Source organism: Bradyrhizobium australafricanum (assembly GCF_020329495.1).
Classification (GTDB): domain Bacteria; phylum Pseudomonadota; class Alphaproteobacteria; order Rhizobiales; family Xanthobacteraceae; genus Bradyrhizobium; species Bradyrhizobium australafricanum.
Genome location: NZ_JAGKJL010000015.1, coordinates 15,881 through 35,164 on the forward strand (window position 1 = coordinate 15,881; position 19,284 = coordinate 35,164).

Genomic DNA, 19,284 nt, shown 5'->3' on the forward strand with positions numbered 1-19,284 from the left:
TCCGCTCACGGCGCAAGGTTGGCAACATCGATACGGGTCTGTCAACGACCGGCGGCGCTTGATGCTGCCGCCCGGCGTGCGCGGCGCGCGGCGTGGCGGCGCTGGGTCCAGAGCCTGGCACGGTCGAGATAGAGATAGACCACCGGCGTCGTGTAGAGCGTCAGGATCTGGCTCAGGATCAGTCCGCCGAAGATCGCGATGCCGAGCGGCTGGCGCAACTCGCTGCCTTCGCCGAGGCCGATCATCAGCGGCACTGCGCCGAACAGGGCGGCCAGCGTCGTCATCATGATCGGCCGGAAGCGCATCAGGCAGGCCTCGTAGATCGCATCGCGCGACGACAGCCCGCGCTGGCGCTCGGCATCGAGCGCGAAGTCGATCATCATGATGGCGTTCTTCTTCACGATGCCGACCAAGAGGATCACCCCGATCATGCCGATGATGTCGAAATCGGTGTGCGACAGCATCAAGGCCGCCACCGCGCCGACGCCGGCCGAGGGCAGCGTCGAGAGGATGGTCAGCGGGTGGATGTAGCTCTCGTAGAGCATGCCGAGCGAGATGTAGATCGTCGCCAGCGCAGCGAGGATCAGGAACAGCTCGTTCGCCAGCGCCTGCTGGAAGATTTTCGCGGAGCCCGCAAACCCGCCGGAAATGCCCGCGGGCATGCCGAGCGCGTGCATCGCGTTCTCGATCGTGGTGGTGGCCGTGCTCAGCGAGACGCCTGGCGGCAAATTGAACGAGATGGTGCTCGAGACCAGGAGATCCTGGTGGTTGACGGAAAGCGGCGTCTCGCCGTGCTCGAAGCGCGCAACGCTCGACAGCGGGATCATGGTCTCCGCGCTGGTGGAGACTGCGGTACCGGTCGAGGCGACGCCCTTGCCGGTGGCACCGATCGAATTGGTGGCCTGGTTGCGCACCACATTGGCGGCGACCGCGCTGACCGAGCTTTTTTGCGAGGACGAGGCCACCGTGCCAGCCACCGCATTGGTGCTCTGCGTGCCGCTCGCCGAGCCGCCCGAGGTCGAGATATAGACCTCCTTCAGGGTCTGCGGGTCCTGCGAGAAGCGCGGCGCGACCTCCATGATCACATGATACTGGTTGCGCGCGACGAAGATGGTCGACACCTGGCGCTGCCCGAACGCGTCATAGAGCGTGTTGTCGAGCTGGCTGACCGTGATCCCGAGCCGGGAGGCGGCGTCGCGATCGATGATCAGATTGGCTTGCAGCGCCTTGTTCTGCTGGTCGCTGTTGACGTCGGCGAGCGTCGGCTCCTTCTGCAATGCCGCGACGAGCTTCGGGGTCCACTCGTTCAGCTCCTCGAAGGTCGAGCCCTTCAGCGTGTACTGATACGCCGCGTTGCCCGAGCGTCCGCCGGCGCCGAGGTCGCCGATCGATTGCAGGAACAGCGTGGCGCCCGCGACGTTTGCCAACGGCTCGCGCAGCCGCTCGATCACCTTGTCGGCGCGCAGCCGGCGCTCGTCCATCGGCTTCAGCGAGGCGAACACGGTGCCGGTGTTGGTGCCGCCGGGACCCACGCCGCCGCCGCCCGTGAAGCCAACCGCGGTGTCGACCGCCGTATCCGACTTCACGATGTCGATGAACTGGGTCAGCTTCTGCTGCATCAGCTGGAACGAGGTGCTCTGGTCGGCCTGGATCGAGCCGACCAGCAATCCGGTGTCCTGCTGCGGCACGAAGCCCTTGGGCACCACCTTGTAGAGATGGAAGTTCAAATAGAGCGTCGAGCCGAGGATCAGCATCACCAGGAGCGGATGGCGCAGCGCGAGGCCGAGCGTTGCGCGGTAGCCGTTCAGCATCAGCTCGAAGATGCGTTCGCTGATCCGGTAGATCCGGCCGTGCGGACGGCCCTCCTCCTTGCGCAGTAGCACCGCGCACATCATGGGCGTCGTGGTCAGCGAGACCACCAGCGAGATCACGATCGCGATCGTGATGGTCATGGCGAATTCGCGGAACAGGCGGCCGACCAGCCCGCCCATCAGCAGGATCGGCACGAACACCGCGATCAGCGACACGCTCATCGACAGCACCGTGAAGCCGACCTCGCGGGTGCCGACCAGCGTGGCCTCGAGCCGCGACATCCCGGCGTCCATGTGCCGGGTGATGTTCTCTAGCACCACGATGGCGTCGTCGACCACGAAGCCGGTCGCCACCGTCAGCGCCATCAGCGAGAAGATGTCGAGCGTGTAGCCGAGTAGATACATCACGGCGAAGGTCGCGATCAGCGACACGCCGACCGCCACCACCGGCACCAGCGTGGCCCGCGCATTGCGCAGGAAGGCGAACACCACCAGGATCACCAGGGCCACCGCGATCAACAGCGTGATCTCGACGTCGTGCAGCGAGGCCCGGATCGTCTTCGAGCGGTCCATCGCGAGGGTGATGTCGACCGCGGGCGAGACCGAGGCCTTCAGCTGCGGCATCAGCCCCTTCACGGTGTCGACCATCTTGATGATGTTGGCGCCCGGCTGCCGGTACACGATCATCACGACTGCCGGCTTGCCGTTGGAAAGGCCGAGCGTGCGCACATTCTCGACGGAATCGATCACGTCGCCGACATCGGTCAGGCGCACCGCCGCGCCGTTGCGGTAGGCGACGACCAGCGGCCTGTAGTCGGCCGCCTTGCGGGCCTGGTCGTTGGCGTAGATCTGGTAGCGCTGGTTGCCGACGTCGATGCCGCCCTTCGGGCTGTGCGCATTGGCGCTCGAGAGCGCGGCGCGGACGTCCTCGAGCCCGATGCCGTATTTGTACAACGCCGGCGGGATCAGCTCGACGCGCACCGCCGGCAGCGAGCCGCCGCCGACCGAGACTTCGCCGACGCCCTCGACCTGCGACAGCTTCTGCGCCAGCACGGTCGAGGCGGCGTCATAGAGCTCGGCCGGCGTCAGCGTGTCCGAGGTCAAGGTGTAGATCAGGATCGGCGCCGAGGCCGGGTTGAACTTGCGGTAGGTCGGATTGGCGCGCAGGTTGGTCGGCAGGTCCGCCCGCGCCGCGTTGATCGCCGCCTGCACGTCGCGCGCCGCGCCGTTGATGTCGCGGTCGATGTCGAACTGCAGCGTGATGCGGGCGGAGCCCAGCGAAGACACCGAGGTCATTTCGGTGACGCTGGCGATCTGGCCGAGATGGCGCTCGAGCGGGCTTGCCACCGTGGAGGCGACGTCGGCAGGGCTCGCGCCGGGCAGGGTCGCCTGCACCATGATGGTCGGGATGTCGACGTCGGGCAGCGGCGACACCGGCAGCTTGAAGAACGCAATGATGCCCGCCACCACGAGGCCAAGCGACAGCAGCGTGGTGCCGACCGGCCGTCGGACAAAGGGGGCGGAGAGGTTCATCGAATTTGCGAGCGCTGTTTGCGGATCAGCTTCTATCCGTCCGCGCCGGGATGCAAAAGCCTAAATGTCACAGGGCGGCGCCATACCGCCGCCGCGATTTGCCGGATGCACCGCGCCGCACGCCGAAAAACGCGGATCTGGCAACAACCCGTTTACAAAGGCTGATCGACGATGGCGGCGAAGCGCAGTCGCAAGCACTGCGAAGGCCAATGAAGAAGCTCAAGGCATTCCGCAAGTCGCCGGATAGTCCGCTCGGCGAGGTCGTTAAACGACTGCTGGCCAAGCGAACTAAGTAGAGCCTCGCGACGCAGCCTTACGCATCCCGGGCTTCCTGCAGCGGGTGACGCACCGCGTGGGCATCATGCAGCATCGCCGCGAGCTGGTGCAGCTGCGTGTCGCGAAAGCCCTGCTTCTCGATCGAGGCCACTGTCGAGAGCACATAGTCGCGGTTGTTGCCGGAGCGGCCGTGGCCCTGCAGCACCAGGCGCTGCTGCTCGGCGAGCGACAGCCGCCCGGCATATTGCACGTGGCCGCGATCGACCACATAGGCCAGCGCAGAGACGCGCTCGCGCGCCGCATTCTCCAGCCACACCGAGCGCATCACCTCGCGATAGACGTTGGTGGTCTGCTCGCGTCCGCGCAAATAGGCGATGGTGTCGTGGCGCAGGCGGGCGGCGACGCGGAACGCGATGCCGCGGCAGGCGCCGCCGCGGTCGAGCCCGAGCACCAGGCCCGGCTTCTCCGGCGTGCCGCGGTGGTCGAACGAATAGACGCAGAGTGCGCGATGCTCGCCGATCAGCCGCGCCGGCACCTGTTCCAGGAACTCGAAGCCCGGCTTCCACATCAGTGAGCCATAGCCGAACACCCAGAGGTCGCCGTCGGTTTCGGAATGGGGAGGATTTGCTGACATCGCGCTGATGGGCTAGCAGAACGGGCAGTCGAAGCGAAGCGGATTCCGTGTTGTTTCCAAGGCTTGCTGAAGGCTAGCTCAGGGGTTGCTCGGGGCTTGTTCAAGGCTCGCGGCCGCTTAGATTTTGACAAATTCGCCCGCCAAAGGACCTGCATGTCGGATCAGACCTCCGCCCCCCGCCGCCGCTCGCGCTTCGGCCTTTATGCCGTCCCCGTCGCGGTCCTGATCGCCGCGGTGCTGTGGAGTGCCTTCTGGTTCTTCGCCGCCTCGCAGGTCGGCGTGCAGGCCGATGCCTGGCGCGCGCAGGAGGCGAAGGCCGGCCGGGTCTATGATTGCGGGGACCGTTCGGTGGCGGGCTACCCGTTCCGATTCGAGGTCCGCTGCACCGATCCGAGCGTGATGCTGGTCTCGCAGACCGCCTCGCCGCAGATGGCGTTCGTGGCGCGGCTCGCCGAGATCCTGGTCGTGGCGCAGGTCTACGATCCCAAGCTCGTGATCGCGGAGTTCAAGGGACCGGCCACGATCGCCGAGCGCGGCGCGCAGCCGACGCTGTCGGTGAGCTGGAGCAAGGCACGCAGCAGCGTGGTCGGCCTGCCGGCGCCGCCGCAGCGCGCCTCGCTGGTGTTCGACGATCTCGCCATCGACCGCACCGGCGGCGCGGCGCCGGCGCCGCTGGCGCGGGTCAATCACATCGAGTTGCACGGCAGGCAGGTCGACGGCTCGGCGCCGGACAGTCCCGCGATCGAGACCGTGCTGCAGATTGCCGGCGGCACCTTGCAGGAGGTGCATCCGCTGCTCGCCCAGCCGTTCAACGCCGACATCCATGCGCGGCTCAACGGCCTCAAGGATTTCTCGCCGAAGCCGTGGCCGGATCGCTTCCGCGAGATCCAGGCCGCCGGCGGCAGCGTCGAGATCCAGCAGTCACGGATCGAGCAGGGCGATGTGCTGTCGGTCGCAGCCGGCACGCTGCGCCTCAACGCGCAAGGGCGCATCGAGGGCGAATTGCAGATGACGGTCGCCGGCCTCGAGCGCGTCATCCCCGCGCTCGGCATCGACAAGATGCTGGAGGAGGGCGTTCCGCAGTCAACGCTTGATCGCGTCGCGCCCGGCGTGAAGAGCCAGGACCTCAGCAATCTCTTTGGCGCGCTGGATCGCGCCATCCCCGGCCTCGGCAAGGTGATCAAGCAGAACGCCAATGCCGGCATTTCCGCCGGCATCAATTCGCTCGGCACCGAGGCTACCCTCGAAGGCAAGAAGGCGCGCAGCTTCCCGCTGCGCTTCGCCGACGGCGCGGTGTTCTTGGGGCCGCTGAAAGTCGCGCAGATCCCGCCGCTGTTCTGAGCCGCGGCGGATTGCGCTGACGCGAACTCGCCCACGCACCGTCAGGTGTGCTCAAATGGGCCGACCTCGCGGATCACCTTGCAGATCTGCAGGAAGCCGCTGGCGTAGAACTCGGCATGTCCCCGCTTCATGGTTTCGACATGGTCGGGATGATTGCGCCAGGCTTCGAGTGCTTGCTCCGAGGCAAAGCGAAACAGGGTGAGCTCCTCGCCATCCGCCGCCCTGAATGATTCACCGACAGGAATCCCGGAAGGCGGCTGACAATGTCGTACATGCGTTCGCCCAGCCGGTTGTATTCGTCAAGCGGGGCGTTCTCCCGTAACTTCAAGTCACCAACGACAATGACTTCACCGATCATGTTGCAGTCCTCCGTCGATCCAATGTCCGTGGCAGGTTGAAAACCATCGCCCGAACACAATTCGAAATCGCGGCCGGTGTTGTTACGCCTCCACCTCGGGTGTTCCTCGCGCGCGATATCGTCCGTCGCGGCAATCTATTCCCGCCGCCGCGATGAGAAAAACGTGACCGGAATAATGCGCTCCGGCGCGAATATCACTCCCCGAGTACCGCTCTCTCTCGCCTGAGGAAGTAACCTCGTGTGGAGGAGAAGCGATGCGAATTCTCGGGGGAATTCTGCTCGGTAGCATGCTGCTGTCGGCAGGTTCGGCGCTGGCGGAGGACGATGCGTCCGAGCTGCGTGCGCTGAAGGCACGGCTCAAGCAGCTCGAGCAGAAAATGGAGACGCAGGCGCGCAAGGAGGAGGCGCTGGCCGCAAGACAGAACGCAATTCAGAACACGCAGATGACGGCGAAGGCGCCGGTGCCGTTCGATCCCTGCGCATCGGGCAAGCTCTGCTACAAGGGCGTTACCTTCACCTTCGGCGGCTGGGTCGATCTCACCGGCATCTATCGCAGCCGCAACCTCGCCTCCGATTCGGGCTCGGTCTACAACTTCATCCCGTTCCCGCAGAGCAAGAACTACAACACCGGCGAGTCGCGCTTCACCGCGCGCCAGACCCGCTTCTCGGTGCTCGCCGAAGCCAACGCCACAGAGAACGTCCACGTCGCCGGCTATGGCGAGCTCGATTTCGAGGGCGCGGCGCAGACCGCGAATTCGGTCGCGACCAATTCGTTCAATCCGCGGCTGCGGCAGGCCAGCATCGAGATCGACCGCAGCGATCTCGGCTTGCATGTTCTGGCCGGCCAATCATGGTCGCTGAACACGCCAAGCAAGGCGGGCATCGATCCGCGAGGCGCCGATACGCCGGGCGTGATCGATTTCGAACTGGTGCCGGGCTTCCTCGGCGCGCGTCAACCCGGCGTCCGGGTCTGGCAGGATATCGGGCCCGAGTTCAAGCTCGCGGTCTCAGCGGAGAACCCGCAGACATCCTTTTTCGGCGGCAACAACCCGCTGGTCGGCACGCCGGCGGTTGGCCCGCAGGGCGTGCTCAATCCGAACCTGCTGGTCAATCTCACCGGTCCGGGCGGCAGCTTCTTCAACAGCCTGAACAATGTCAGCCTCAACCACGTTCCGGATTTCACCGTGAAGGGCGCGTGGGATCCGCGGCTCGGGCCCTACAAGCTGCATGTCGAGGCGTGGGCGCTCTACCGCGATTTCTATGATCGCTTCAACTTCGCCAATCATGACGTCAACACGGTGAGCTTCGGCGGCCACCTCTCGGCCGAGATCGTGCCGAAGCTGCTCGAGGTGCAGGCCTCCGCCTCCTACGGCGCGCTGGGCCGCTTCACCGCAACGCCGTTCCCGGATGCAACCGTGCGCCAGGACGGCTCGATCCAGCCGCTGCCGATCACGGCCTTCCTGGTCGGCTCGGTCTGGCACACGACGCCGTCGCTCGATCTCTACGCCTATGCCGGGCTAGAAAAGACCAAGGCGACCTTTTCCAATGTCGGCACGGTGCCGTTCGGCTACGGCAATCCGCTCTACAACAACCTCGGCTGCAACATCGAGAACTCGCCGGCCGCGACCTGTAACGGCAACACTTCGGAGGTGAGGCAGTACACCGCGGGCTTCTACGACACGATCTTCAAGGGCTCCTACGGCACCATCAAGGCCGGCGCGCAATATTCCTACACCCAGCGCTTCGCCTTCCAGGGTGTCGGCGGCGCGCCGAAGACCGACGACCACATCGTCATGACCCAGATCCGCTACTACCCGTTCTAGGGCGTGACGAGATCAGGTTGAGCTGGAGCGGCAACGGCAGTTCACCTCTCCCCGGCGGGGAGAGGTGAATCGAGTTCGCGGTGCCGTCTCAGTCTAGATTCATCACCAGTGAGGAGGGAGAGGTCAAATGAGGATCGTGACCAGACCGAAGCAGAGGGCCGTGATCGCGCGCGAATTGATGATGGTCAGCCGCGCCGCGCATGTGCTGCAGCGAACTGGCCTCGCGATGGCCGGTGCCATGGCCGGCACCTTCGTCGCCGCCCAGCTCGCCAAGGGCCATGTCGCTGTCTTCGGCACGCTGATCTTCATCGCAACGACGATCGTGATCGGCGCCGCCGGCTTCTATCTCGGCATCGATGTTCCCAAGCCGGTGATGCGCGGCACGGGGCGCATCGATGCCGTCGAGCTGATGAGCGCGGGCGGCATCTTCCTTGCCGCGCTGGCTGCGCTGGTGTCGGTCTACGGCATCGTGTTCGACGAGATTCCGCCGCGCGCCTGGGAGTTCGTGATCGGCTCGTGGTGGTTCGGCGGCGGCGTCATGCTGGCGACCGCCGGCCTCGTCGGCCGTCAGCGGCCGGCGCAGAAGGCCGCCGCGCTATCGGCGGGGCCGATCCGGGATCAACGGCTGCGGCGGTGAGCGCCGTCGCGATTCGAACGATCGCCCTCTCACTCCATCACCCTGAGGTGGCCGCCTCTTCGGCGGCCCTCGAAGGGCGGCGGCCCGGCTGCGGCCGTGCATCCTTCGAGGCTCGCGTAGCGGCGCAGTTGCGCCGCTGTGCTCGCACCTCAGGATGACGGGGCTGACACCATTGCGCGCCTTGCCTCGACCAGTGCGTCGCAGCCTTCCGCTGCCACATTTCCTCGCTGCGCCAATCTGTCCCGTAGCTGCGATCGGCCGATGCGATACCCTCACCAAAAAATCGGGAGGGACTTCAATGCCAGCGAAATTCAGCCGCCGTCACGTCATCGCTGCCGGAACCGCGGCTGCCGCGATGCCCTTCCTTTCACGCGGCGCCTCGGCGCAAGCCGCCTGGCCCTCGCGACAAATCCGCATGATCTGCAGCTACCCCGCCGGCGGGCAGACCGATCTCCTGGCACGCGCATTCGGCGAATTCATCGCAAGGCAAGTCGGGCAAACCGTCGTCATCGAGAACAAGGCGGGCGCCTCGGGCTCGATCGGCGCCGCCGAGGTGGCGCGCGCCGCGCCTGACGGTCACACCATCCTGTGCTCGATCTCGACCACTTACGTGATGAACCGCGCGATGATGAAGAACCCCGGCTACGACATGGACAAGGATCTGACGCTGGTCAGCGTGATCCCGGGCGCCGGGCTGCTGCTGGTCGCGAGCCCGAAATTGGGCGTCAAGACACTGGCGGAATTCGTCGCCTATGCGCGCAGCAGCGGCAAGGTGAATTTCGGCACCTATAGCGCGGGCTCCGCGCCGCACATGACGATCAACGAGCTCAACAAGCAGTATGGCCTCACCATCGAGCCGATCCACTATCGCGGCGAAGCACCGATGTGGACCGGGCTCGCGGAAGGTACGCTCGATGTCGCGATGGGCAGCTACACCGCCGCGCAAACCGTCCTGCAAAGCGGTCGCGGCGTCGTCTTCGGGGTGCATTCGAAGAAGGTCGACGCGATCCCCGAGATCAGGACGCTGCCCGAGCAGGGCACGACGTCGAAGTTCTTCACCGTGAGCGGCTTCTCGGGCTGGGCGCTGCCGAAGGCGACGCCGCAGCCGATCGTCGATCGGCTGTCGGAGATTTGCGTCGCCGCCAATAGCGATCCGAAGGTCAAGGAGGTGCTCGCGACCTTCGTGCTGGAGCCCGCGATCGGCTTCAAGGACAGCAATGCGCTGTATCAGCGCGAATTGCCGGTCTGGATGGAGGCCGCGCAGTCACTCGGCCTGCCGCCGGCTTGAAGCGATCCGGAACTGAAGGATGGCTGGATCGACGGTCACCATTCGTCGTAGAACCACTCCCTCGGGATACGAGGCCGCGCTCTTGCGTATGGCGGGATAGACGTCCGCTCGGGCTTGCGCGCGGCCGGCGCCGGCTGCGTCGGAGCCGGCAACGCCTTCGGCTCGGAAACTTTCGCGAGCGCTCGTTTCATTTCTTCCTGGCTCGCCTTGAGTTCCTCAATGGCTTTGGAGCTCTCGCGGGCCATCTGTTGCTGGTTCGCCTTTAGTTGCTCGATATTTCGCTCAACATTTGCGAGGTCGCGTGCGATCGTTTGCAGCAGCTGCGTCTGATCGGGCAGGGCTGTGTTGGCTGTCGGCGCGGCGTCCTGCGGTGGTGCGGGTTCAGGCAACGGCGTCGCTTGGGGCGGAGCGGCGTCTGCCGCGGCGACCTGAACGGTAGGTGAAGCGGGCTGCGCCGGAGGCTGCGGATCATCCGGCGGCAATGATGGAGTTGAAACGAGCTGCGGCGCCCAACGAGCGACAAGCAGCTTGGCTTCCCCGCCATATGACGACTGCAAAGCCAGGGCAGCGACAACGATACATGCTGCCACCGACAAGGCGGTGAGGGCTCGGAATACCGGTCTTCCGGGCGGCGATAGCGCGGCAGGTCCGGAAGAAGCAGGGCTGGGCCCGGAAGAAGCGGGGTTTGGTCCGACCGGGGGCGGGTTTGGCTTTGCCGACGGGTGGGACGCGGCATCGCGCTCCATTCTTGCGAGCTGTTCACTCAAGCGCGTGAGTTCTTCATCGGCGCGCGCAATCTGCTTTTGGGCTTCCGCGAGTCTTTCGTCGGCGCGCGCGCTCGGGCTATCGTTCGATCCAACTGGGTTCGGAGTGGGTGTGGAGTTCATCGACGTTTCCCTTTCCGTCCAATGTCACCCAAGAGTACCGACTCGGCTATCCGTCAGGGGCGATCAGCCTCCAGCACTCCCTTCAGTCTTGTCCAAAGAATGGCCGGATGATAGCGCGCCCGAGGTCTCGTGATAATGGGGCGAGATACCGGCCCGGGCTAGCGGGAGGCCGGGTCCACACGGGTCAAAGGCCGACATCATTCCGCGCCGCTTGGGGCAAGGCAAACGGCCCTGGCCAGCGTAGTCTCAGGCGTCCCGCTGGACCAACTCGAAGGTGATGCCCTCCGGGCCCTCGAACAGCCGGAGCTTCCGGCTGATGTAGTCCATCTCCTCGCTCAGCATGGTGACACCGTTGGCCACCAGGTGCGCGGTGGCCGCCTCGATGTCGTCCACGCGGAAGGCGAGGTGATTGAAGCCCAGCTTTCGCAGATTGGTCGGGTGCACCCCCGGATCGGTCCCTGGGGGCGGGTCGAACTGAAGCAGCTGGATCTCGAAATCCGCTCCTTCGAGTGCGAGGGTGATGTGCTGCGCCTTCATGGCCGGCATGCCCATGTACCGGGCGGGAACGCCGCCGTCGATGGTCGCGACGTGAGTCTTCTTGAAGCCGAGCAGTGCGAAGAACGCGATCGCCGGGCCGGCATCTGCCACTGCGATCGTCACATGATCCGGACTGAGTATCATCTGATCGCTCCCTGTCATCAGCGACGCGCCGGCTTTCCTGCTGCGAGGCTACCAGCTCGCTCCGTCGACCGGTAGGCGGGTCGGCCCCGCCTACTTCTCCAAATTCGCATGCGGCCGGCCGAAGTCGGGTGCGGCGGAGTCCTGGCCGGTCTCGACGATGCCGCGGCGGATGGCGCGGGTGCGGGTGAAGTGGTCGAACAGCGCTTCGCCGTCGCCGCGCCGGATCGCGCGGGTCAGCTTCGACAAATCCTCGTTGAAGGTGCCGAGCATCTCGAGCACGGCGTCCTTGTTGGCGAGGAACACGTCGCGCCACATCGTCGGGTCCGAGGCAGCGATGCGGGTGAAGTCGCGGAAGCCGCCGGCGGAGAATTTGATGACCTCGGATTCCGTCACCTGCGCCAGCTCGTCGGCGGTGCCGACGATGGTGTAGGCGATCAGATGCGGCAGATGGCTGGTGATCGCGAGCACGAGGTCATGATGGTCGGGCGTCATGATCTCGACCTTGGCGCCGAGCGCGGCCCAGAACGCGCGCAATCGGTCGGTCGCCGCGGGATCGGTGCCTTCGGGCGGGGTGAGGATGCACCAGCGGTTGATGAACAGCTCGGCGAAGCCGGAATCCGGCCCCGAATGCTCGGTGCCGGCCACCGGATGCGCCGGGACGAAGTGGACGCCGTCAGGCAGATGCGGCGCCATGTCCTTGACGACGGCGCCCTTCACCGAGCCGACGTCGGAGATAATGGCGCCGGGCTTGAGATGTCCGGCGATCTCGGCGGCGACCGGGCCGCAGGCGCCGACCGGGATGCAGAGGATGACGAGGTCGGCATCCTTCACCGCCTCGATGTTGGTCTCGACGACGCGATCGACGATGCCGAGCTCGGCGACGCGCGCACGCGTCTTCTCCGAGCGCGCGGTGGTCACGATCTCGCCGACCAGCCCCTGCGCGCGCGCGCCGCGCGCGATCGAGCCGCCGATCAGACCGAAGCCGATCAGCGCGATGCGTTTGAAGAGCGGAGCGGTGGTCACGATGTCACTTTCCGGCCAGGAAGTCGCGCAGCCCCTCGACCACGAGGCGGTTGGCCTCCTCGGTGCCAATGGTCATGCGCAGCGCATGCGGCAGCTTGTAATTGTTGAGTGCGCGCAGCACGAGGCCGCGCCGCGTGAGATAGGCGTCGGCTTCCGCCGCGGTCTTGCCCGTGTCGGTCGGGAAATGGATCAGCACGAAGTTGGCGACGCTCGGCGTCACCTTCAGCCCGAGCTTGCCGATTTCCTCGGTCAGCCAGTTGCGCCATTGTTCGGTGTGGGTCCGCGACATCTGCACATGCGCCGTGTCCTCGATCGCCGCCACCGCCGCCAGCATCGCCGGCGTCGTGACGTTGAACGGACCGCGGATGCGGTTGCAGGCATCGACGATATGCGCCGGCCCGAACATCCAGCCGATCCGCAGCGCCGCAAGACCGTGGATCTTCGAGAAGGTGTGCGTCACCACCGTGTTGTCTGTGGTCGCGACCAGCTCTATGCCGAACTCGTAGTCGTTGCGCGAGACGTAGTCGGCATAGGCGGCGTCGAGCACCAGCAGCACATGCGAGGGCAGCGCGGCGCGCAGCCGCTTGACCTCGTCGAACGTGATATAGGTGCCGGTCGGATTGTTCGGGTTCGCGAGCCAGACCAGTTTCGTGCGCGGCGTCACCACCCTGAGTATGGCGTCGACGTCGGCCGTGAAGTTGGTCTCGGCCGCGATCACGTTCTTGGCGCCGTTCGCCATGGTGGCGATCGGGTAGACCAGGAAGCCGTGGGTGGTCGAGATCGCCTCGTCGCCGGGCGCGAGATAGGTGTGCGCCAAGAGATTGAGGATCTCGTCGGAGCCGGCGCCGCAGATGATGCGGTCGGGGTCGAGCCCGTAGGCGCGGCCGATCGCCTCGCGCAGCACGCGCGAGGTGCCTTCCGGATAGTCCTCGAGATGGTCAGCCGCCGCCTTGTAGGCCGCGATCGCCTTCGGAGACGGACCGAACGGCGTCTCGTTGGCGGACAGCTTGAACACCTTGCGGCCCGGTTCCGGCACCGGGCTCTTGCCGGGCGTGTAGGGCGCAATATCGAGGATGCCGGGGTTCGGCACGGGGCGGGACATCATCAACTCCGAACAGAGCGTTTTCGAGCGAAGTGGATACCGGTTCGCGTGAAGAAAACGCGTCAAAACAAAAGCCTGGACGGGCGGCTGGCTCTTGCTTCAGGTCCTGGCCGATCCGTTAGAAGGCACCGTATAGCGCGTTGCGTGGCTGCCGACGAGGGCCGACGAGCGAACCGAGGCGCCGGCCTTGATCAGGGCGAGCTTGATGGCCTCGAAATCGTGGCCGGTGACCGAGATCAGGAGCGCCGCGCCGTCGAAAGCGGTGTCGGGGACCGCGACGATCTCGGCGAGCGGCGCCAGCGCCCGGGCGACGTCGGCGTTCCAGCCGGAGACGCGCACACTCCAGGTCTGCACTTCGGTGACCATGGCGTCGTCGGCGACCCGCGAGATCACGAACACCGGCAGCGCGGCGGGATGGTCGGCGCGTTCGAGGAACGGCAGCCGCGCGATGATCTTCGGCGCGCCATCGGCCTCGAGCGCATTCCACCACGGCGTACGGCTTGCGATCGCGGAGACCAGCGCGAGGTCGCCCTTCGACTTCGCCACCGCCTCGACCGCGGCCTGCGCGCTGAAATGCGAGACGTAAGGCACCACGAAGCCGAAGTGAAACCGCGCCGAGTCGCGCATGGCCGACTCGCCGACGGAAACATCGGCATGCACCGCGAACGGCGCCTGCACATAGGTGAAGGTCGAGATGATGACGCGCCAGATGCTCTCGATGGTGTCGAGCGGCAGGATGCCGCGATGACGCCGCACCAGCTCGCGCATCATGCTGGCCTCGCGCGCCGGGCGGAACGCCGAGCCGACCTCCTGGGTCTTCTTGACCTGGATCAGGCGGTCGATGATGTCGCCGCGCGCCATCAACAGGCGGTGAACCTGCTCGTCGATCGCATCGATCTCCTTGCGCAGATCCTGCAGCGAGGGCGGCGACGGGGGTGGGTTGGACATGCTCTCAAACCTTGTCGTCGGGGCGGCCCGTTGCCGCGTCGGACAGGGTCCCTGATTAGGAAAGACGGGCAGCGAAAGCAAAGAGAAACGTCGCAGGCGTGCCTTGCGCATTCGGTTAACCAATCGGCCGTGGACAGGGCTGTCTTGACGGCGGGGGGCGTGGGGACTACGTTCCCTGCGTCCCGTGGTCATTTGAGCCGGCCGGCTTGCAGCCACGTTAAACAACTCGCTAAACAGGCCGGGGACCTTATCAGCTCCCGGCCGAACCTTTGTTCAGGCCGGGTTTTTTATTGGCCTGAGGTCCGTCGAGCCCTCCCGCGCGGAGGCAGGGTCGCCTAGATGAGCAACGTGCGTCCGATACCGAGCCCACAAACCCCGAACGATGATCGCGCCCATGAGGCCGACCATCCGTCGTCACTGGTGGCGAAGTTCGGGATGGACCAGCCGCTCAAGCTCGATTGCGGCGTCGATCTCGCACCGTTCCAGATCGCCTACCAGACCTATGGCGAGCTCAATGCCGACCGCTCCAACGCGATCCTGGTCTGCCACGCGCTGACCGGCGATCAGCATGTCAACAACATCCATCCCGTCACCGGCAAGCCCGGCTGGTGGGAGACCATGGTCGGCATCGGCCGGCCGATCGATCCCGACAAATACTTCATCATATGCTCCAATGTGATCGGCGGCTGCATGGGCTCGACCGGCCCCGCGTCGTTGAACCCCGCGACCGGCAAGGTGTGGGGACTCGATTTCCCGATCATCACCATCCCCGACATGGTGCGCGCGCAGGCGATGCTGATCGATCGCCTCGGCATCAATACGCTGTTCTGCGTGGTCGGCGGTTCGATGGGCGGCATGCAGGTGCTGCAATGGACCGCGGCCTATCCGGAGCGCGTATTCTCGACGCTCGCGATCGCCTGCTCGACGCGCCACTCGGCGCAGAACATCGCGTTCCACGAGCTCGGCCGCCAGGCCGTGATGGCCGATCCGGACTGGCGCGGCGGCCGCTATGTCGACGAGGACACCCATCCGCACCGTGGATTGGCGGTGGCGCGGATGGCCGCGCACATCACCTATCTCTCGGACGCCGCGCTGCACCGCAAGTTCGGACGGCGGATGCAGGACCGCGAGCTGCCGACCTTCTCGTTCGATGCGGATTTCCAGGTCGAGAGCTATCTGCGCTACCAGGGCTCGTCCTTTGTCGAGCGCTTCGACGCCAACTCCTATCTCTATCTGACCCGCGCGATGGACTATTTCGACATCGCCGCCGACCACAACGGCGTGCTGGCGAAGGCGTTCACCGGCATCCAGACGCGGTTCTGCGTGGTGTCGTTCACCAGTGACTGGCTGTTTCCGACCTCGGAATCGCGCGCGCTGGTGCATGCGCTGAACGCGTCGAGCGCGCGGGTGTCGTTCGCCGAGATCGAGACCGACAAGGGCCACGACGCCTTCCTGCTCGACGTGCCCGAATTCCTCGAGATCTCCCGTGCGTTCCTGCTGGCCGCAGCCAAGGCGCGCGGACTGAAGGACGGCGGCCAGTCATGAGCATGCAGCAGACATTGCCCTTGCCGGGCATCGCGCCGGAGCGGACCGGCGGCTATCGCACCGATCATCTGCTAGTCGCCGACATGGTGCGGCCGGGCTCGCGCGTGCTCGATGTCGGCTGCGGCGATGGCGAGCTGTTGCAGCTGCTGGAAAGCCGCGGCATCGACGGCCGCGGCATCGAGCTGTCGCGCGAGGGCGTCAATGGCTGCGTCGCCAAGGGGCTCGCCGTGGTGCAGGGCGATGCCGACACCGACCTCGTCAACTATCCCGACGACGCCTTCGACTACGTGATCCTGTCGCAGACCTTGCAGGCGACGCGGCAGCCCAAGGTGGTGCTGGAGAATCTGCTGCGGATCGGCCAGCGCGCCATCGTCTCGTTCCCGAATTTCGGGTTCTGGAAGATGCGGCTGCAGCTTCTGATCGGCGGCCACATGCCGCGCACCGAGAATTTGCCGGCGAGCTGGTACGACACCTCGAACATCCACTTCTGCACCATCAAGGATTTCGTGCAGCTCTGCGAGGAGATCAACGTCAAGATGGAGCGCGCGGTGGCGCTCGATCTCTACGGCCGCCCGGTGCCGCTCAACCTGCCGTGGTGGGTGTGGAACATGTTCGGCGAGCAGGGTGTGTTCCTGCTCAGCAGGGGAGGGCAGGGGAAGTGACGTCATGGCGTCATTCCGGGGCACGCGAAGCGTGAACCCAGAATCTCGAGATTCCGGGTTCACGCTTCGCGTGCCCCGGAATGACAGGACTACACCGGCGCCGCCACCTGCGACCGCGGATCGCGCACCGGCCAGCGGCCGGCCTCGACCAGCGCGATGAAGCGCTCGACCATCTCGTTGAACAGCGCCGGCTCCTCGAGGTTGAGCACGTGGCCCGACTTCGGGAAGAACGATAGGCCGGCGGCCGGCAGATGCTGCTTCAGGAACATGCTGGGCGCGATGCAATTGTCGTCCTCGTCGCCGCACAGGATCAGCGCCGGCGTCGCGGCGCGCTTGATCGCATCGGTCATGGTGTAGATCGAGGGCCTGCCGCCCTGGAAGCTGCGCATCGTGTTGGCGGAGCCCCTGGCGTCGTGGCGGGCGAGCGCGGCGTAGAAGTCGGCGTGGCCGCGCGGATCCTTGACCAGGAACGGAATCCGGCTCGGCGCCTCGCGCGTCACCTTGGCGACCTCAACCGCGCCGATGCTCTCGTATTGCGCGGCATTGGCGCGGCACTGCGCGCGGAAGGCATCGAGATGCTCGAGGCTGGAGCCGGAGCCGACCGCGGCCAGCGTCATCGACAGCGCGCGCTCCGGCGCGTTGAGGGCGATCTGCAGCGACGAATAGGAGCCCATCGAGAGTCCGACGAAATGCGCCTTGGTGATGCCGAGATGGTCGAGCACCGCGAGCGCGTCGGTATAGAAGTGCTGGTAGGTGTAGACGTCGGCACTCGCAGGCACGTCGGACGGCGTGTAGCCGCGCGCCGAATAGGCGATGCAGCGGTGGCCGCGCGCGAAATAGCGCATCTGCGGCTCCCAATTGGTGTGATCAGCGGCGAACTCGTGCAGGAAGATGATCGGGGTTCCGCTGCCGGCCTCTTCGAAATGGAGGCGGACATGATCTTTCGTCGTGGCGTAGGGCATTGAAATTCTCCTCTCGTTGGCCGCCTCCAGATTTGCAGTTAATTTTCGAGGCCGCAATGCGGCAGTTCCGGTTCCTTTCTCGTCATCGAATCATCGCGGAATGACCCAGAAATTGTTCCCGCAGTGCCGCATGAAATCTTCCTCGCGCCATCCCGATTTTCAAAACCACCGCCGTGTTCCCTTGAGTGTTTCCTTGGGAACGCGACGGGGAATTGGTGTTACAGAGGATCTAGTGAAGTATGGTTCAGTTGCTTGCGTGTCGCCGGTCGCTTCGTGTTTTGGCGCTGGCTCTGTGTTCGCTCACTCTCGCCGTGATCTCCGCCGCACCGGCATCCGCCCGTCCGCATCATTCACGTCACGCGCATTCGGCCCATGCCGGCCATCACGCGCGTCATTATGCCCGTCATCACTATCGGCCCGCAGCGCGGCTGTCGCGCGCCGAGCGCCGCGCACTCGCGCAGCCGGGCGGGATCATCGAAACCAACGCAGCGCCGTTGCCCGGCAGCGCTGACGCCGTGCCCAATACCGGCGGCGTCAGCGCGGCAGGTGGCTTCGGCTCGTCCGGCATCGTGGCCGAGGCGCGCCGCTATCTCGGCGGCAATCCGACCGGCCGCTCAAGCCTGTGGTGCGCCCGCTTCATGAACATGGTGCTGCAGCACACCGGCCATCGCGGCACCGGCTCCGACATGGCGAGCTCGTTCGCCAGATACGGCACGCGCGTTTCGGGACCGCAGGTCGGCGCCATCGCCGTGATGAGCCGCCACGGCGGCGGCCATGTCGGCATCATCACCGGCGTCGATGCCAAGGGCAATCCGATCATGATCTCGGGCAACAGCGGCCACCGCGTCCGCGAGACGCGGGTCTCGCGCGGCCGCATCTACGCCTATGTGATGCCGACCAACTGATCGCTCGAAAGCGGGGCAGGGCGCGCACGCGCCTTGCCCGGCTTACGACGCTACAGGTCCCTCAGCGGCAATCGTGTCGCCGACGGCGGCACCGCCATCGCTGATGATCTCGGCGTAGATGCCGCATTCATTATTGCCGAAGCGCTGCATCAGCGTGTTCGGCACCGAGAGGTCGCGCGCGCCGGTATCGGGGTCGACATTGACCGCGGCGCAGCGGGTGATGCGCTTCACCACCCTGGCCCGGGCGCTGCCGATCGCAATGGTCTGGTCGAGCAGGCTGGCTTCATGCCAGGCCGGCCAGCCCTCGACATAGAGGTTGGCGCGGAAGCGCAGCGGATGCACTGGCGCCTGCACCATCTGCTCGATCGCCCGCAGGCTGGCCAGATTGATGATCGAGACCACCTTGCGTGGCACGTCGGAGAAGCTGTGCCCGGGGCTGACCAGCACCTTGGGCGGGCCCTTGATCTGGCCGGTATGACGATCGGCGAAATAGCGCTCGATCGCCGCGCGGCCTTCCGCGGTCTCGAGGTCGCCCTGGGCCACCATCGCGCCATCCCGGCGCAGCGTCAGCGCATGGCTGTCATCATCGAAATGGGCGCGCAGCGGCGCCAGCCACTCGTCCCGTTGCAGCATCAGGAAATGGGGCTTCGGCAGCCATTTCGGCGCCGAGGGATCGAAACCGCTCGGACCGTTCTCGATCGCATAGCGGCGATCGGAGCGGAGCGTCTCGCCGGCCTTTAGCTCTGCGTGCGGCAGCGGCTCGGGCGTGAGACCTTTGACGGGGTAGCGATAGATGCCGGTGATCCGGGCGGAGGAAGCGTGCGCGTTGTCCATTCGCCCGCTCTACCCTGTTTGGCGTGCGAGGAGA

Annotated in this window: 18 protein-coding genes and 1 riboswitch; of the genes, 8 read left to right on the forward strand and 10 right to left on the reverse strand. The window is 65.8% G+C overall.

The features are described 5' to 3' along the window. Nucleotides 1-41: 41 nt before the first annotated feature. Nucleotides 42-3,344: an efflux RND transporter permease subunit gene (locus J6525_RS15465; protein ID WP_225645315.1), complete on the reverse strand. Its 3,303-nt coding sequence runs from the start codon at nt 3,342-3,344 to the stop codon at nt 42-44. Nucleotides 3,345-3,349: 5 nt separating this feature from the next. Here J6525_RS15465 and J6525_RS15470 point away from each other — a divergent pair, with 5 nt between their 5' ends. Further along, nucleotides 3,350-3,640: a hypothetical protein gene (locus J6525_RS15470; RefSeq protein WP_225645316.1), complete on the forward strand. Its 291-nt coding sequence runs from the start codon at nt 3,350-3,352 to the stop codon at nt 3,638-3,640. A gap of 17 nt (nt 3,641-3,657) precedes the next feature. Here the strand turns inward: J6525_RS15470 and J6525_RS15475 are convergent, their stop codons facing one another. Next, on the reverse strand, nt 3,658-4,254 hold the full coding sequence (locus J6525_RS15475; RefSeq protein WP_225645317.1) for a gamma-glutamylcyclotransferase: 597 nt from the start codon (nt 4,252-4,254) through the stop codon (nt 3,658-3,660). 153 nt (nt 4,255-4,407) lie between these two features. On the opposite strand from J6525_RS15475, the gene J6525_RS15480 reads away from it, so the two are divergent. Continuing rightward, nucleotides 4,408-5,595 (forward strand): DUF2125 domain-containing protein, encoded by a 1,188-nt coding sequence (locus J6525_RS15480; protein WP_225645318.1) that lies wholly within the window; start codon nt 4,408-4,410, stop codon nt 5,593-5,595. Nucleotides 5,596-5,722: 127 nt separating this feature from the next. Here the strand turns inward: J6525_RS15480 and J6525_RS15485 are convergent, their stop codons facing one another. Continuing rightward, a complete protein-coding gene (locus tag J6525_RS15485) occupies nt 5,723-5,953 on the reverse strand; it encodes a hypothetical protein (RefSeq protein WP_225645319.1) in 231 nt (76 codons plus the stop codon). Nucleotides 5,954-6,207: 254 nt separating this feature from the next. Here J6525_RS15485 and J6525_RS15490 point away from each other — a divergent pair, with 254 nt between their 5' ends. The 3 genes from J6525_RS15490 (at nt 6,208) to J6525_RS15500 (ending at nt 9,701) form a co-directional block, all read left to right on the forward strand. Beyond that, nucleotides 6,208-7,776, forward strand: a complete 1,569-nt coding sequence (locus J6525_RS15490) for a hypothetical protein (RefSeq protein ID WP_225645320.1) — start codon at nt 6,208-6,210, stop codon at nt 7,774-7,776. Nucleotides 7,777-7,903: 127 nt separating this feature from the next. Further along, a complete protein-coding gene (locus tag J6525_RS15495; RefSeq protein WP_092080590.1) occupies nt 7,904-8,413 on the forward strand; it encodes a hypothetical protein in 510 nt (169 codons plus the stop codon). Between the two features lie 298 nt (nt 8,414-8,711). Beyond that, the gene (locus J6525_RS15500; protein WP_225645321.1) at nt 8,712-9,701 is read left to right on the forward strand and encodes a Bug family tripartite tricarboxylate transporter substrate binding protein; all 990 of its coding nucleotides are present in this window, start codon (nt 8,712-8,714) and stop codon (nt 9,699-9,701) included. Between the two features lie 35 nt (nt 9,702-9,736). Here J6525_RS15500 and J6525_RS15505 read toward each other — a convergent pair whose 3' ends face one another. The 5 genes from J6525_RS15505 to J6525_RS15525 form a co-directional block, all read right to left on the reverse strand. Beyond that, nucleotides 9,737-10,588, reverse strand: coding sequence for an SH3 domain-containing protein (locus J6525_RS15505; protein ID WP_225645322.1), 852 nt, complete (start codon nt 10,586-10,588; stop codon nt 9,737-9,739). Between the two features lie 246 nt (nt 10,589-10,834). Next, nucleotides 10,835-11,269, reverse strand: a complete 435-nt coding sequence (locus tag J6525_RS15510; protein WP_225645323.1) for a VOC family protein — start codon at nt 11,267-11,269, stop codon at nt 10,835-10,837. Between the two features lie 90 nt (nt 11,270-11,359). Continuing rightward, nucleotides 11,360-12,292, reverse strand: coding sequence for a prephenate/arogenate dehydrogenase family protein (locus J6525_RS15515; protein WP_225645324.1), 933 nt, complete (start codon nt 12,290-12,292; stop codon nt 11,360-11,362). Between the two features lie 4 nt (nt 12,293-12,296). Continuing rightward, nucleotides 12,297-13,394 (reverse strand): histidinol-phosphate transaminase, encoded by a 1,098-nt coding sequence (gene hisC / locus J6525_RS15520; protein WP_225645325.1) that lies wholly within the window; start codon nt 13,392-13,394, stop codon nt 12,297-12,299. A 99-nt stretch (nt 13,395-13,493) separates the two neighbouring features. Continuing rightward, nucleotides 13,494-14,342, reverse strand: coding sequence for a chorismate mutase (locus J6525_RS15525; protein ID WP_225645326.1), 849 nt, complete (start codon nt 14,340-14,342; stop codon nt 13,494-13,496). 174 nt (nt 14,343-14,516) lie between these two features. Beyond that, nucleotides 14,517-14,596: riboswitch (SAM riboswitch) on the forward strand. 85 nt (nt 14,597-14,681) lie between these two features. On the opposite strand from J6525_RS15525, the gene metX reads away from it, so the two are divergent. Continuing rightward, nucleotides 14,682-15,887: a homoserine O-acetyltransferase MetX gene (gene metX / locus J6525_RS15530; RefSeq protein WP_225645327.1), complete on the forward strand. Its 1,206-nt coding sequence runs from the start codon at nt 14,682-14,684 to the stop codon at nt 15,885-15,887. After that, a complete protein-coding gene (metW, locus tag J6525_RS15535; RefSeq protein ID WP_057017864.1) occupies nt 15,884-16,549 on the forward strand; it encodes a methionine biosynthesis protein MetW in 666 nt (221 codons plus the stop codon). Before metX ends, metW begins: the two co-directional genes overlap by 4 nt. An 89-nt stretch (nt 16,550-16,638) precedes the next feature. On the opposite strand, the gene J6525_RS15540 is transcribed toward metW, so the two are convergent. Next, nucleotides 16,639-17,511, reverse strand: coding sequence for an alpha/beta fold hydrolase (locus tag J6525_RS15540; protein WP_225645328.1), 873 nt, complete (start codon nt 17,509-17,511; stop codon nt 16,639-16,641). A gap of 239 nt (nt 17,512-17,750) precedes the next feature. Here J6525_RS15540 and J6525_RS15545 point away from each other — a divergent pair, with 239 nt between their 5' ends. After that, a complete protein-coding gene (locus J6525_RS15545) occupies nt 17,751-18,416 on the forward strand; it encodes a TIGR02594 family protein (protein WP_225645329.1) in 666 nt (221 codons plus the stop codon). A gap of 42 nt (nt 18,417-18,458) precedes the next feature. Here J6525_RS15545 and J6525_RS15550 read toward each other — a convergent pair whose 3' ends face one another. Continuing rightward, a complete protein-coding gene (locus J6525_RS15550; RefSeq protein ID WP_225645330.1) occupies nt 18,459-19,250 on the reverse strand; it encodes an MOSC domain-containing protein in 792 nt (263 codons plus the stop codon). Nucleotides 19,251-19,284 lie beyond the last annotated feature (34 nt).

What these genes read in the sequence shown, in the direction of transcription:
- J6525_RS15465 (WP_225645315.1), bottom strand. Translation starts at nt 3,344, where the DNA reads ATGAACCTCTCCGCCCCCTTTGTCCGACGGCCGGTCGGCACCACGCTG.
- J6525_RS15475 (WP_225645317.1), bottom strand. Translation starts at nt 4,254, where the DNA reads ATGTCAGCAAATCCTCCCCATTCCGAAACCGACGGCGACCTCTGGGTG.
- J6525_RS15480 (WP_225645318.1), top strand. Translation starts at nt 4,408, where the DNA reads ATGTCGGATCAGACCTCCGCCCCCCGCCGCCGCTCGCGCTTCGGCCTT.
- J6525_RS15485 (WP_225645319.1), bottom strand. Translation starts at nt 5,953, where the DNA reads ATGATCGGTGAAGTCATTGTCGTTGGTGACTTGAAGTTACGGGAGAAC.
- J6525_RS15490 (WP_225645320.1), top strand. Translation starts at nt 6,208, where the DNA reads ATGCGAATTCTCGGGGGAATTCTGCTCGGTAGCATGCTGCTGTCGGCA.
- J6525_RS15495 (WP_092080590.1), top strand. Translation starts at nt 7,904, where the DNA reads ATGAGGATCGTGACCAGACCGAAGCAGAGGGCCGTGATCGCGCGCGAA.
- J6525_RS15500 (WP_225645321.1), top strand. Translation starts at nt 8,712, where the DNA reads ATGCCAGCGAAATTCAGCCGCCGTCACGTCATCGCTGCCGGAACCGCG.
- J6525_RS15505 (WP_225645322.1), bottom strand. Translation starts at nt 10,588, where the DNA reads ATGAACTCCACACCCACTCCGAACCCAGTTGGATCGAACGATAGCCCG.
- J6525_RS15510 (WP_225645323.1), bottom strand. Translation starts at nt 11,269, where the DNA reads ATGATACTCAGTCCGGATCATGTGACGATCGCAGTGGCAGATGCCGGC.
- hisC (WP_225645325.1), bottom strand. Translation starts at nt 13,394, where the DNA reads ATGTCCCGCCCCGTGCCGAACCCCGGCATCCTCGATATTGCGCCCTAC.
- J6525_RS15525 (WP_225645326.1), bottom strand. Translation starts at nt 14,342, where the DNA reads ATGTCCAACCCACCCCCGTCGCCGCCCTCGCTGCAGGATCTGCGCAAG.
- metX (WP_225645327.1), top strand. Translation starts at nt 14,682, where the DNA reads ATGAGCAACGTGCGTCCGATACCGAGCCCACAAACCCCGAACGATGAT.
- metW (WP_057017864.1), top strand. Translation starts at nt 15,884, where the DNA reads ATGAGCATGCAGCAGACATTGCCCTTGCCGGGCATCGCGCCGGAGCGG.
- J6525_RS15540 (WP_225645328.1), bottom strand. Translation starts at nt 17,511, where the DNA reads ATGCCCTACGCCACGACGAAAGATCATGTCCGCCTCCATTTCGAAGAG.
- J6525_RS15545 (WP_225645329.1), top strand. Translation starts at nt 17,751, where the DNA reads ATGGTTCAGTTGCTTGCGTGTCGCCGGTCGCTTCGTGTTTTGGCGCTG.
- J6525_RS15550 (WP_225645330.1), bottom strand. Translation starts at nt 19,250, where the DNA reads ATGGACAACGCGCACGCTTCCTCCGCCCGGATCACCGGCATCTATCGC.